Below are 12,900 nucleotides of genomic sequence, written 5' to 3'. Positions count from 1 at the left end.
TTGCGCTCAGACCTCGCCGTCGTAGCCGGCCGCGCCCGACTCGAGAAGGCTTCCGACACGCCGGAAGCCTGCCACGATCGCCGCCCGATCGACGGAGGAGAAGGCGATCCGCACGCGGTGGAAGCTGCGCTCCAGCCGGTCGGCCTTGAACTCGTCCTCGTCGTCGATCAGCACGTTGTCGCGCGCTGCCGCCGCCTTGAATGTTCCTGACAGCCAAGGCGACGGCAGCTTCAGCCACAGGAACGGCAGATGCGGGTGCGAGGTGAACTCGTGTTCGGCCAGGATCTGACGCGCCAGGCCCTCACGCGCCGCGATCTCGCCCGTGACGCGATCCCGAAGCTCGGCCGCCGCGCCCGACAGCACGAGGCGCGCGCCGGCCTCGGCGAGGATGAAGGACAGCCCTCCGGTCGTCAGCTTGTGCGTCACCTTCAAGCGCTGTGCGACGTTGGGTGGACAAGCCACCCATCCGCCGCGAACGCCCGCCGCCACGCTCTTCGACAGCCCCCCGACGACGAAGGTGCGCTCCGGGGCGAGGCTCGCCAGGAGCGGCGTCGGATCGCCCGTGGTTCCGCCATAGACCTCGTCCTCGATCAGCCAGACATTGTACCGCCGGGCAATGTCCGCAATCTGGCGGCGTCGGTCCTCGGGAAGGATCGCGAGCGTCGGGTTGTGCCCGGCCGGCATCAGAAAGGCGAGCTTGGGGTGCTGCTGGGCGCAGACGCGCTCGAAGTCGTCGGGAACGAGGCCGTGCTCGTCCATCTCCATCGACACCGTTCGCCGGCCGATCAGCCGGGCGCTGCGGCTGATCTGGCTGTAGGTCAGCGTTTCGAAGGCGACCCGGTCGCCCGGCGCGGTCATCGCCGCGATCACCGCGAGCGCGGCCGCGTGCGCGCCGTGGGTCGGCACCATGTCGTCCGGCTGTGGCCTCCAGCCGTTGCGCCCCAGCCAGCGCACGCCAGCCTCCAGCCAGGAGTTGAGATGGGTGCGCGAATAGCTGGCGATCTCCAGCGGGTTCTCCCGCGCGATCTCGGCGAACAAGGGGCCGACCACGGCGTCCTGCCCGAGATCGGGCGCGGCGGTCGTGTCCATCCGCAGCTTGCCCGGCGGCGCGTCTGTGAGCCGCGTGCCGCCGAAGGACGAAAAGGCCAGGCTGGGACGATCCGCCTGGCCTCTCCCTTGATCGAGGATATAGGTGCCGCGCCCGACCTCGCCGCTCACCAGGCCTCGCTCTCGCAGGAGCGCATAGGCTCGCCCGATTGTACCGATTGTCACCCCTAGGTCGAAGGCGAGGTTCCGCTGAGGCGGCAGACGCGCACCCGGCGCCAAGACGCCATCGTCCACGGCCGTCTCGATCGCGTCCGCGAGCCGCGCATAGTACGGACCGTCACCGGCGACAATCGTGGGAAGCCAATTTGTCATGGTGACAAGAACGTATCTTGCCTCACAATCAGGGTCAACGGTACAGATTGTAACCCATCCCGAATGATAAATTGGGGTACAATCATGGCCGCCTGGCTGAAGCTTTGGTATTCGAGGGGTACAATCGGATCGCGGTGCGATCGCCCTGCGAGGATTATCTCGCCTTGGGAGGCAGCTCTCCGCTCGCTCGCCCGCCTGAAGCGCGAGGCCGGCTTGCGTCGCAGCCGTCGCGCGCTGCTCGACCTCTCGGACGATCAGTTGCGCGATATCGGCGTCACGCGCGACGAAGCCCTGCGCGAGGGCCGGCGGTCGTTCTATATCGACTGACCGGCCCGTCACTCAGGGGCGCAGCCGCTCGGCGAGGCGCTGAGCGAGGCGCCCTTGATCTGGGCGAAGACGTCCATGCCGGGCGCGAGCGCCAGCGCGTCGAGCGAGCGGCGGGTGATGCGGGCCTGGAGCCGCTGCCCCGCCCCGTCGCGCAGGGCCAGCGACACGGCGACCTCCGCCTCCCCCGCCTCGGCGACCGTCACGATCCGCGCCGCGAGAACGTTGAGGATCGTGGACCGCGAGGGCCGGTCCAGAGTTAGGCTGACGTCCGAGGCCGCCACCCGCAGCCGGACGGCGGTGCCCGCTTCCGGTGAGACGCCCGCGACCAGCACCGCCTGTCCGTCGAGATCGAGCCGCAGCAATCCATCGCCCGGCTCTTTCCCGAGAACCCGCGCGACCAGAACCGCGGCGGTGCCGCGCGTGCGGGCGAAGGGCAAGGCCGGATCGGTCAGGAGATCGTTGAGCGGCCCCTCGGCCTCGACACGTCCAGCCCGCAGCAGGACCAGCCGGTCCGCCAGACGCTCGACCTCGGCGATGTCGTGCGTCACGAGCAGGATCGGCAAGTCGAGCCGCGCGTGGAGCCGCTCGAAGTAGGGCAGGATTTCCGCCTTGGCCATCGCGTCGAGCGCCGAGAGCGGCTCGTCCATCAGGAGGAGGCGCGGCTGCGAAAGGAGCGCCCGGCCGAGCGACACCCGCTGCCGCTCGCCGCCCGACAGATGGCGCGGCGACCGGTCGATCAGCCGGTCGAGGCCGAGAAGGTCGCAGACCTCGTCGAAGCCGATCGCCGGAGGTCCGCTCGCGCCGCGGGTGGCGCGCTCGAAGCCGTAGAGGAGGTTGCCGCGCACCGAGCGGTGCGCGAAGAGGCTCGCCTCTTGGAAGACGTAGCCGACCGGGCGCCGATGCGGCGCGAGGAAGGTCCCCCCCTCCTGCCAGACCTCGCCGCCGATCCGTAGAACACCGTCCAGCCGCTGGAGCCCGGCGACGCATCGAAGGATCGTCGTCTTGCCGCAGCCGGACGGGCCGAACAGCGCCGTCACACCGCGCATCGGCGCGTGGAACGCGGCGTCCAGCGAGAAGCCGCCGAGCCGCCCCTGGAACGCCGCCGCGATCATCGCAGGAGACCGCCGCGCCGGCGCTCCAGCATCGAGACGGAAAAGATTACCAGGAAGGAGAAGACCAGCATGCCGAGCGCCAGGACATGCGCCTTCTGCCATTGCAGCGTCTCGACATAGTCGTAGATCGCGACCGACAGGACCTTGGTCGTGCCGGGAATGTTGCCGCCGATCATCAGGATCACGCCGAACTCGCCGACCGTGTGGGAGAAGCCGAGCACCGCGCCCGTCAGGAAGCCCGGCCGTGCGAGCGGCACGGCGACGCTCCAGAACCGGTCCCACGGAGAGGCGCGCAAGGTAACCGCCACTTCCCACGGCCGCTCGCCCGCCGCCTCGAAGGCGTTGCGGATCGGCTGGACCACGAAGGGCATGGAATAGACCACCGAGCCCAGCACCAGGCCGGGAAAGGAAAAGGCGAAGGTGCGCAGTCCGAAGAACGGGCCGAACCAGCCGCCGAGGCCGCTCGGCCCCAGCGCGATCAGGAGATAGAAGCCCAGAACCGTCGGCGGCAGCACGAGCGGCAGGGCGACGACGGCCGCCACCGCCTCCTTCCACCAGGCGCGCGAGCGCGACAGCCACCAGGCGATCGGCGTCCCCATCACTAGAAGAAGCAAGGTCGTCAGCGTCGCCAGTTCCAGCGTCAGCCGGATCGGCGACCAGAGTTCGCTCCAGTCCATCCAGCCCTACTCGCCCGTGCGGTAACCGTATCTGCGGATGATCTCGACGGCCTCCGGCGAGCGGAGGAACTCCAGGAAGCCCTTGGCCGCCGCGTTCCCCTCGCCCGTCTTCAGGAGCACCGCGTCCTGCCGGATCGGCGTGTAGAGCGATTGCGGCACGTCCCATCGCGAGCCGCCTTGCGCTCGGATCACCTGCCCCAGCGCGACGAAGCCGAGTTCGGCATTGCCGGTCTCCACGAACTGGTAGGCCTGGGCGATCGACGTGCCCTGCACGATCTTGGGTTGCAGCGTCTCGTAGACCCCCAATCCCTTCATCGCCTCGATCGCAGCGGCGCCGTAGGGCGCGGCCTCCGGATTGGCGATGGCGATCTTGGCGAAGCCGTCCGCCTTCAGCGTATCCTCGCCGGTCACCTTTCCGGCCTCGGTCGAATAAAGGACGAGCTGGCCAATCGCATAGGTGAAGACCGTGCCCGCGATGCCGTAGCCCTCGTCCACCGCCCGCTTCGGCCGCGCGTCGTCGGCGGCCAGGAAGACCTCGAACGGAGCGCCCTGCGTGATCTGCGTGTAGAACTGACCGGTCGAGCCGAAGGAGAGCACCGCCTCGTCGCCCGTCATCGCCTTGAAGGCCTCGGCGATCTCCCTGGCGGCGTCCGCGAAGTTGGCGGCGACCGCGACCTGCGTCGAAGCCGCGAGGGCGCTGGGCGGCAGGAGCGCGAGGCCGAGAACCGACAGCGAAACGGCATGGGCAAGGCTGCGAATCATGGAGCGCACCGATATGGCCAAGAGGACATATCGCTAGGCTAGCTAGGCGCCCGCCCGCTCGGCAAGCGTTATTTCCGATCGGACATATCGCCTGTCCCAGGCCCCAACCGGCGCGCCAGGGCTTCCAGATCGTCCGCGATGGCCGCGTCGCTGAGGCGCTGCATCCGGCGATAGCGTTCCAGCACCTCTCCGCCGAGTTCGGTCAGCGCCGCGCCGCCATGGCCGCTGCCGCCGCGACTCATGGAGACCAGCGGCGCATCGAAGGTCGCGTTCAGCTCCTCGACCAGGCTCCAGGCGCGCTTGTAGCTCATGCCCATGCGCCGTCCGGCCCCGGCGATCGACCCGGTTTCGGCGATGCCCTCCAGAAGGTCCGCCCGCCCCGGCCCGACGATGCGCCGCTCGCCGAAGACGAGGCGCAGGCGCGGCACGCGGTCGAGGTCGGACGGGGCTCGATCGATGGTCATGACGTCTTGTCGACGCGCGATACGCTCTTGTCCAGCGCCGCGCTTGTTCCCCTCCCGCCTCTTCGCTACGGAGCAGGAAGAGCCAAGGGAGAAGCTGCGCCATGATCGTCGTGTTCGGATCGGTAAATGTCGATCTCGTCTGCAAGGTGGCCGCGATCGCGAAGCCCGGCGAGACGGTCCTGGCGCCGGGCTACGAGCAGCTTTCGGGCGGCAAGGGCGCGAACCAGGCGGTAGCCGCCGCCCGCGCCGGCGGGCGGGTCCGTTTCGTCGGCGCCGTGGGGCGCGACGCCTTCGGGAACGGCGAGGCCGAGGCGCTCGCGAACGAGGGGATCGACGTCGCCAGCCTCGCCCGACTGGACGAGCCGACGGGCTGCGCCTTCATTTCGGTGGCCGCCGACGGCGAGAACGCCATCACGGTTGCGAGCGGCGCCAACCGCGCGGTGGTCGCCAGCCAGCTCACCGGCCGCTGGGAGCACGGCTCCTCCGTCCTCGTCCTCCAGATGGAGCTGCCCTTCGACGAGACGGTGGCCGCCGCGCGCGCCGGACGAGGCGTCGGCGCGCGCGTCATCCTGAACCTCGCGCCCGTGCCGCAAGGCGTCGAAGCGGCGCGGCTGAAGGACCTCCTTCAGTCCACCGACCTCCTGATCGTCAACGAACACGAGCTGGACGAAGCGGCCCGCATCCTCGGTCTTTCGCCGAGCGAGCCGGAGGAGACCGCAAAGGCCGTAGCGGCTGCGACGGACCTGTCCGTCCTGGCGACGCTTGGCGGTGCCGGCGCCCTCCTCGTGACCCGCGAAGGCGCTGTCGAGCGCTTCGCCGCGCCGCGTATCGAGCCGGTGGACACGACGGGCGCCGGCGACACGCTGTGCGGCGTGCTGGCGACCGGGCTCGACGCCGGGCTGGACATGGCCGAGGCGATCCGGCGCGCCGTAGCGGCCGCCTCGCTCGCCTGCCTGTCCTTCGGCGCCCGCAGCGCCATGCCGAGCGCGGAGCGCATCGACGCCTTCCTGGCGGAGGCGAACTGATGGCCGCCGCTCGCATCGCCTTTCTCGGCGAGTGCATGATCGAACTCTACGAGAAGCCCGGCGAGGCGCCCGGCACGATGCACAGGACGGTCGGCGGCGATACGCTGAACGCCGCCGTCTACTGCCGCCGCGCCCTCGGATCGGACAGGGCCGTCGCGGTGCATTACGTCACCCGGCTTGGCGACGATCCCTTCGGCCGCGAGATCCCGGCCTTCATCGAGGCCGAGGGCGTCGAGACGGAGCACGTCCACCTCGCCCCCGGCGAAACGACCGGTCTCTACGCCATCAGCCGCGACAGCCAAGGCGAGCGGTCCTTCGCTTACTGGCGCTCGGCGGCGGCCGCGCGCCGGCTGTTCACCGACGGACGCGAGGAAGCGCTGGCACGGGACCTTTCCGGCTTCGACGCGCTCTACTTCACCGGCATCTCGCTCGCCATCCTTCCGCCCGCGGGCCGCGAGCGCCTCCTCTCGCTCGCCCGCGCGATGAAGGCGGCCGGGCGCATCGTCGGCTTCGACGGCAACTACCGCCCCCGCCTGTGGGAGAGCCTCGACGCCGCGCGCGAGACGATCGCCGGCGCCCACGGCGCCGCCACCCTGACCATGCCGGGGCTCGACGACGAGCAGGCGCTCTTTGGCGACCGCGACGCCCATGCCGCGGCGGAGCGCCTTCTCGGCTTCGGCGCCTCGGCCGCCATCGTGAAGTCCGGCGGCGATCCGGCCGTGGTGGCCGAGCCCGGCAAGCTCCGCGAGGTCGCGGGCCGGAAGGCGCAGCGCATCGTGGACACGACCTCCGCCGGCGACAGCTTCAACGGCGCGGCCATGGCGGTAGTGCTGAAGGGCGGATCGCTCGAAAAGGCGGCGCAAGCCGGCCACCGCATGGCCTCCGCCGTGATCGGCGAATACGGCGCCATCGTCGCGCGGGAGAATACGATGTGGGCGGAGGGGCCGCTTGGGTGAGGGCCAACGAGCCTCGGAGCTGGTTGGCAGGGGCCGGGTTTCCAATTGGTACCCCACCCCGGAAAGCCGTCATCCTCGGGCTTGACCCGAGGATGACGGGTGCGGGGGATTGAGGCCGCGTCCATATCGAGCAGGCCACGGCGCCTCTCAGCGCCGCAGCCTCTCTATCTGAAACGGCGCGGCGATCTCACTCCGCCGCCTGCGACACGCTCGCGCGCGGCATCCCTCGCAGCACCTTGTCGAGCGTCATCGGGTAGTCGCGCACGCGCACGCCGCAGGCGTTGTAGATGGCGTTGGTGACGGCCGCGCCGACGCCGCTGATCGCGAGTTCGCCGATCCCCTTGCCGGCTAGCGGGCTCGCCGCGTGATCACGCTCCTCGAGCAACACCACATCGAGCTGCGGCACGTCGGCGTTCACCGGCACGTGGTATTCGGCGAGGTCGTGGTTGACCATGAGGCCGGAGCGCTTGTCGACCACCAGCTCTTCGGTCAGCGCCGTGCCGATGCCGAAGATCTGGCCGCCGAGGCACTGCGAACGCGCGGTCTTCTCGTTGAGGATGCGGCCCGCCGCCGCCACGGTCAGGAGGCGTCGGACCCGCGTCTCGCCGGTATAGGCGTTGACCGCCACTTCGCAGAAATGCGCGCCGTAGCTGGCCTGATGCGTGTTCTGGAAGGCCTTGCCGGGCTTGAACGTGCCGGTCACCGAGATGGGCTCGCCGGCGAGGATGTCGACGAAGCTCGTCTGCCGGTTGCCGGCGATCGCCGTGCCGTCCTTCAGCGTCAGCTCGTCCGGCTTCACCTTCAGCTTCTTGGCTATCGCCTCGACGATGCCTTCGCAGGCAACGAAGACCGAAGAGCCCGAGGAATTGGCGCCCCAGGAACCGCCCGAGCCCGGCGCGTCGGGGTCGCCGGAATGGCCGAGCTTCACGCTCACCTTCTCCAGCGGCAGGCCCAGCATCTCGGCCGCGATCTGCTGGAGAACCGTATAGGTGCCCGTCCCGATGTCGGTCATGTTGGTCTCGACCAGCGCCTCGCCGGCGGCCGACAAGGTGACGCGCGCCGACGACTGCTGCAGGAGGTTCTTGCGCGAGGCCGTGGACATGCCGATGCCCACCAGCCACTCGCCCTCGCGACGCGTGCCGGGCTCCTTGTTGCGCTTGTCCCAGCCGAACCGCTTCGCGCCGACGTCCATGCACTCCACCAGCTTGCGCGAGGAGAAGGGCAGGCCGTCCTGCGGATCGACCTCCGGTTCGTTGCGCTTGCGGAACTCGATCGGGTCGAGGCCGAGCTTCTCGGCCATCTCGTCCATCGCGTTCTCCAGCGCCAGCATGCCGACGGCCTCGCCGGGCGCCCGCATGGACGACGACAGAAGGATGTTCACGTCGGTCTTACGATGGGTGATCCGCCGGTTCTCGCCGCCGTAGAGGAAGACGGTGGAAATACCGGCCGGTTCGAAGAACTCGTCCCCCGGCGTGTTGCTCGCGATCGTGTCGTGGCCGATGGCCGTGATCACGCCGTCCGCCGTGGTGCCGAGGCGGATGCGCTGGATCGTGTCGGAGCGGCGCGAGGTGGTCTGGAACACCTGCTGCCGCGTGAGGGCGATCTTGACCGGGCGCCCTATTTCCTGCGCCGCCATGGCCGCGAAGACCGATTCCGGGCCGATGCCGAGCTTGCCGCCGAAGCCGCCGCCGATATAGGGCGCGACGATCTCGACATCGGACTTGGAAATGCCCAGCGCCTTGGCGAGCTGCCCGACATTGGTGGAGACGAGCTGGTAGCAGCCGTAGAGCTTGAGCTTCTTCCCCTCCCAGTGCGCGACGGCCGCGTGCGGCTCCATGGCCGAGTGGCTCTGGCTCGGCGTCGTGTAGGTCGCGTCCAGCGTGACTGCGGCCTGGGAGAAGGCGGTTTCGAAGTCGCCCTTCTCCGTGGTCGCGGGCGTGGCACCGTCCGGCGGGCGATGCGCCTTGTCCTGGTCGGCGATCGGATCGTATCGCCCCTCTTCCCTCTCGTACTCGACCTCCACGAGCCTGGCCGCGTCGCGGGCCACCTCGTAGCTTTCCGCGACCACGAGGCAGAGCGGCTGGCCGTAATGGGTCACCTCGCCCGCCGCGGGCTTGGGCGCGGCGTCGTTGGGATCGGCGGCGGCCCGCGGGGATCGCTTGTCGACGATCACGGTGAGAACACCGGCCGCCGAGCGCGCGCGCATCGTCTCGATCGACTTCACCTTGCCCGAACCGATGGTGGACAGCACCATGTAGCCGTAGGCCACGCGCTCGCCGGGAAGGTTCTCATAGGCATAGGGCGCCCGGCCCGAGACCTTGAGCGGCCCTTCGAACCGGTCGACGCCCTTGCCGATGACGTTCTGGACGTTGCGGTCGAGCCGCGTCTCGCCGATCGGCTCGTCCATCTTGAAGCTGTTGGTCGTGTCCATCATACCCCTCCCTGCGCGGCGTCGGCGAGCACCGCCGGAAGCGTCCGGCGCACCAGGTCGATCTTGAAGTCGTTGTTGCCGTAGCCTTGGGCATCGGAGAGAAGGAGATCGGCCGCCCGAGCGAAGACGACTTCGCCCGGCTCCTCGCCGATCAGCACCTCCTCGACGCTCTTCGAGCGCCAGGGCACCGTGCCGATCCCGCCGAAGGCGAGCCGCACGTCGGCCATCCGCCCCGCGTCCATCCGGACAACGGCCGCCACGGAGAAGAGCGCGAAGGCATAGGATGCCCGGTCGCGGACCTTGCGGTAGAGATGCCGCCCTTCGAGCGGCTTCGGCAGGCGGATGGCGGTGATCAGCTCGCCCGGCTCGAGGTTCGTCTCGATATGGGGCGCATCTCCCGGCAGACGGTGCAGATCTGCGATCGGAATGCGCCGCTCCGTGCCGTCCGCCTTGATCGTCAGCACTTCGGCATCCAGCGCGCGCATAGCCACCGCCATGTCGGACGGGTGGGTCGCGATGCAGTGCTCGGACGTGCCGAGAATGGCGAGGATGCGATTGAAGCCGCCGCGTCCGTCGCAGCCCGAGCCCGGCTCGCGCTTGTTGCAGCGGGCGCTCGTCTCGTAGAAGTAGCCGCAGCGCGTGCGCTGGAGGAGATTGCCGCCGGTCGTCGCCTTGTTGCGGAGCTGGCCTGAGGCGCCCGAAAGCAGCGCGCGCGCCAGGACGGCGTAGTCGCGGCGGATGCGCTCGTCGGCGGCGAGATCGCTGTTGGTGACGAGGGCGCCGATCCGTAGCCCCTCCCCGTCCGCCTCGATCGTCTTGAGCGGCAGCCGTGTGATGTCGACCAGGCGGCTCGGCGTCTCCACCTGCAGCTTCATGAGGTCGAGGAGGTTGGTGCCGCCGGCGATGAACTTCGTCGCGGCATCGGCGGCCACGGAGGCGGCTTGGGCGGCGCTGGTGGCGCGCTGGTAGTCGAAGGTCTTCATGCCGCGCCCTTTCCGCTGGCATCGCGGATGGCGTCCACGATGTTGGGATAGGCCGAGCAGCGGCAGAGATTGCCGCTCATGCGCTCGGAGATCTCGGCGTCCGTGAGTTCGACCGGGCCGTCCAGCGCCTCGGACGCATGGCTCGGCCAGTTGTCGCGCGCTTCGCCCAGCATGCCGACGGCGGAGACGATCTGGCCGGGCGTGCAGTAGCCGCACTGGTAACCGTCATGATGGAGGAAGCTTTCCTGCATCGGATGCAGGTGGCCGGGGGCGCCGAGGCCCTCGATCGTGGTGATCTCGTCCCCCTCGTGCATGACCGCAAGCGTGAGGCAGGAGTTCACGCGGCGCCCGTTGACCAGCACCGTGCAGGCGCCGCACTGGCCATGGTCGCAGCCCTTCTTGGATCCCGTCAGCGCGAGATGATCGCGCAGGGCATCGAGCAGCGACGTGCGGATATCCACGTCGAGATCGTGCTCCGATCCGTTGACCTTCAGTCGCATCGTCGTCCGCTTCCTGTAACGTTTCCAAATCGGGAACGCAGTTGGGGCGGCTTGGATGCGTGGAAAGGAAGGGATGCGTGCTTTTCGCGCGCCTAGGACGCGCTGGGAACCCCGACCGGGCGCGCGATGCGCCCGCCGGTGAGCGGCTGCGGGGCGCCCGTCGTGGAGGGAAAGCTGATCGGCAGGCCGCGCAGCACGCGCACCGCCAGGAAGGCGAAGCACTCCGCCTCGATCGCGTCACCGCGAAGACCGAGCGCATCGCAATCCACCGCTTCGGCGCCCGACCGCTTCGCGATCTCGCGCATCAGCACGGGATTGCGCCGTCCGCCGCCGCCGACGACCAGCCTGCGCGGGCGCCGCGGCAGGCGGTCCAGCGCCTTTCCGACGGCGCCTGCCGTGAAGGCGGTGAGGAGCGCAGCACCGTCCTCCAGCGACAGCCCGTCGGCCATGTGAGACGTAAAGTCGTTTCGGTCCAGGGATTTAGGGTATGGCGCCGAGAGATACGGGTGCTCCAGCAGCTTGGCCAGCCGCGCCTCGTCCACATGGCCGGCGGCGGCGAGGAGCCCGTCGCGGTCCATGTCGCGCTTCGCATGCGCCTGCACCCAGTCGTTCAGCGGGGCGTTGGCCGGGCCGGTGTCGAAGGCGTGCATCTCGCCGTCGGCCGAAACCCAGGTGATGTTCGCGACACCGCCGAGATTGAGGAAGGCGGTGTCCTCGCCGGCCCCGATCCGGGCGAGCAGCGCCTTGTGATAGATCGGGGCGAGCGGCGCGCCCTGGCCGCCGAAAGCCACGTCGCGGCTACGAAAATCGTAGACCACGGTGATGCCGAGCCGTCGCGCCATCTCCTCTCCGTCGCCGAGCTGGCGGGTGTCGCCGGGGCGGTCGCCCGCAGGCGCGCGATGGAGCACCGTCTGGCCATGGAAGCCGATCACGCCGCAGTCGACGCTCGGCAGGCCCTCGTCCTCCAGAAAGGCGGCGACCGCGTCCGACTGGGCGACCGTCAGCGCCTCCTCGGCCGTATCGAAGATGGCGGGCTCGGGACCCTCGAAGCTCCAGCGCGCAGCGGCGGCGAGCGTCTCCTTCAGGAGCGGGCGGATGTCCCTTGGATACGGCGCCAGCAGGGTCGGACCGAATTCGTGGATCGTCTCGCCGTCCGTGCAGAGCATGGCGATGTCGACATTGCCGTCGAGCACCGTTCCGGTCATCAACCCGATCGCCCACATCGACATTCGATCATCACTCCAAAGCATGCCCGGCGACGATTCGCCGGTCGCCGGCCCAAGGCTGTGGCATGCCTTGCCCGGCGCCAAGCTGGCGGGCCAGTCCCGACCGCGCGCCTCAGGTCACGATGGCGCGATCCGTGACCCTTCGCCAAGCCGCGCCGTCGCTGAAGGCCAGAACCGCGCCGCCCGCCTCGTCGGACACGAAGACGACCTGCCCCGCCCCCGCGCTGGCCGGCGGCAGCGCGCTCTTCAGATAGGCCGCGACGCGCACCGCGCCACCCACGTCGAGGGCACAGACCGGCGCCGCTTCCTGCGCCACCGAAACGTACCCCTGCGCGGCATCGGCCTTGAGGGCCGACCGGAACGTCTCTCCATCCGCCGAGACGCGCAGGGCGAGCCGGTCCTCGCCGATCAGCCCGAGCTCCGCCCGGGCGGAAAAGCCGGTCTGGAACAGGACGGACGCCGTGCGCTCCGCCGCCTGCTTGTTGACGACCTTGCGCGCGTCGCCCGAGCCCGGCGTGCGCGCGTCGTATGTGAGGAGTTCCGCATCGGCCGCGACGGTCAGGCGGTTCGCGGTCGAGGGCTCCGCGTTGATGCCGATCGCCGGCCACTCGTCCCGCGCGAAGGGTTCGGGATCCCAGGCGGCACCGTCGAAGAGGAGCAGCGTCCTCGTATCGGCGACATAGGCGATCTGCCCCTTCACGGGTGCAATCTCCACGAAGCCGCCGTTCTCGACTAGCGCCAGCGAGCCCGGCTCCATCTCGCCCCAATGGGCGCCGGCCGCGCTCGGCGGAAGGATGTAGAGCTCGCCTTCCACGAGTGACGAAGGCTCGTCGCTCCGGGTGGCCGAGACGACGGCGGTCTGCACCAGCACGTCCAGCAGGCGGAAGGCATCGTTCAGGGTGAGGTGACGCTGCGCCTGCTGGGGCATCAGCAGCGGCAGGGACAGGCGGGGCGATTGGGACATGGCGAGCGATCTCCGGTGAGGGGGAGATCGTGTCGGCACGCGGCCGGAAGGGGA

General features: G+C 69.6%; 13 protein-coding genes. 3 read left to right on the top strand and 10 right to left on the bottom strand.

Going from position 1 to position 12,900, the window contains the following annotated elements; translation table 11 throughout:
* Window positions 1-6: 6 nt before the first annotated feature.
* A complete protein-coding gene (locus O5O54_RS00795; protein WP_279477782.1) occupies window positions 7-1,419 on the bottom strand; it encodes a PLP-dependent aminotransferase family protein in 1,413 nt (470 codons plus the stop codon).
* An 84-nt stretch (window positions 1,420-1,503) separates the two neighbouring features.
* On the opposite strand from O5O54_RS00795, the gene O5O54_RS00790 reads away from it, so the two are divergent.
* On the top strand, window positions 1,504-1,746 hold the full coding sequence (locus tag O5O54_RS00790; RefSeq protein WP_279477780.1) for a DUF1127 domain-containing protein: 243 nt from the start codon (window positions 1,504-1,506) through the stop codon (window positions 1,744-1,746).
* Window positions 1,747-1,754: 8 nt separating this feature from the next.
* Here the strand turns inward: O5O54_RS00790 and modC are convergent, their stop codons facing one another.
* From modC to O5O54_RS00770, 4 genes are all read right to left on the bottom strand, one after another.
* Window positions 1,755-2,858: a molybdenum ABC transporter ATP-binding protein gene (modC, locus tag O5O54_RS00785; RefSeq protein WP_279477779.1), complete on the bottom strand. Its 1,104-nt coding sequence runs from the start codon at window positions 2,856-2,858 to the stop codon at window positions 1,755-1,757.
* A complete protein-coding gene (modB, locus tag O5O54_RS00780) occupies window positions 2,855-3,535 on the bottom strand; it encodes a molybdate ABC transporter permease subunit (protein WP_279477777.1) in 681 nt (226 codons plus the stop codon). Before modB ends, modC begins: the two co-directional genes overlap by 4 nt.
* Window positions 3,536-3,541: 6 nt before the next feature.
* Window positions 3,542-4,297 (bottom strand): molybdate ABC transporter substrate-binding protein, encoded by a 756-nt coding sequence (modA, locus tag O5O54_RS00775; protein WP_279477776.1) that lies wholly within the window; start codon window positions 4,295-4,297, stop codon window positions 3,542-3,544.
* A gap of 68 nt (window positions 4,298-4,365) precedes the next feature.
* Complete coding sequence (locus tag O5O54_RS00770; RefSeq protein WP_279477775.1) at window positions 4,366-4,761, bottom strand: winged helix-turn-helix domain-containing protein; 396 nt, start codon at window positions 4,759-4,761, stop codon at window positions 4,366-4,368.
* Window positions 4,762-4,862: 101 nt separating this feature from the next.
* Here O5O54_RS00770 and O5O54_RS00765 point away from each other — a divergent pair, with 101 nt between their 5' ends.
* On the top strand, window positions 4,863-5,786 hold the full coding sequence (locus O5O54_RS00765; RefSeq protein WP_279477773.1) for a ribokinase: 924 nt from the start codon (window positions 4,863-4,865) through the stop codon (window positions 5,784-5,786).
* Window positions 5,786-6,742 (top strand): sugar kinase, encoded by a 957-nt coding sequence (locus O5O54_RS00760; protein ID WP_279477771.1) that lies wholly within the window; start codon window positions 5,786-5,788, stop codon window positions 6,740-6,742. The genes O5O54_RS00765 and O5O54_RS00760 overlap by 1 nt, the downstream gene beginning before the upstream one ends.
* A gap of 187 nt (window positions 6,743-6,929) precedes the next feature.
* On the opposite strand, the gene O5O54_RS00755 is transcribed toward O5O54_RS00760, so the two are convergent.
* The 5 genes from O5O54_RS00755 to O5O54_RS00735 form a co-directional block, all read right to left on the bottom strand.
* A complete protein-coding gene (locus tag O5O54_RS00755) occupies window positions 6,930-9,173 on the bottom strand; it encodes a xanthine dehydrogenase family protein molybdopterin-binding subunit (RefSeq protein ID WP_279477768.1) in 2,244 nt (747 codons plus the stop codon).
* Window positions 9,173-10,156, bottom strand: coding sequence for a xanthine dehydrogenase family protein subunit M (locus tag O5O54_RS00750; protein ID WP_279477766.1), 984 nt, complete (start codon window positions 10,154-10,156; stop codon window positions 9,173-9,175). The genes O5O54_RS00755 and O5O54_RS00750 overlap by 1 nt, the downstream gene beginning before the upstream one ends.
* Complete coding sequence (locus tag O5O54_RS00745) at window positions 10,153-10,656, bottom strand: 2Fe-2S iron-sulfur cluster-binding protein (RefSeq protein ID WP_279477764.1); 504 nt, start codon at window positions 10,654-10,656, stop codon at window positions 10,153-10,155. The genes O5O54_RS00750 and O5O54_RS00745 overlap by 4 nt, the downstream gene beginning before the upstream one ends.
* 92 nt (window positions 10,657-10,748) lie before the next feature.
* On the bottom strand, window positions 10,749-11,885 hold the full coding sequence (locus O5O54_RS00740) for an anhydro-N-acetylmuramic acid kinase (RefSeq protein ID WP_279477763.1): 1,137 nt from the start codon (window positions 11,883-11,885) through the stop codon (window positions 10,749-10,751).
* Between the two features lie 109 nt (window positions 11,886-11,994).
* A complete protein-coding gene (locus O5O54_RS00735; RefSeq protein ID WP_279477762.1) occupies window positions 11,995-12,846 on the bottom strand; it encodes a DUF2793 domain-containing protein in 852 nt (283 codons plus the stop codon).
* Window positions 12,847-12,900: the final 54 nt, after the last annotated feature.

This window comes from Aureimonas sp. SK2, assembly GCF_029813115.1.
Lineage (GTDB): Bacteria > Pseudomonadota > Alphaproteobacteria > Rhizobiales > Rhizobiaceae > Aureimonas.
This window is presented reverse-complemented; position numbering and strand designations above follow the sequence as displayed.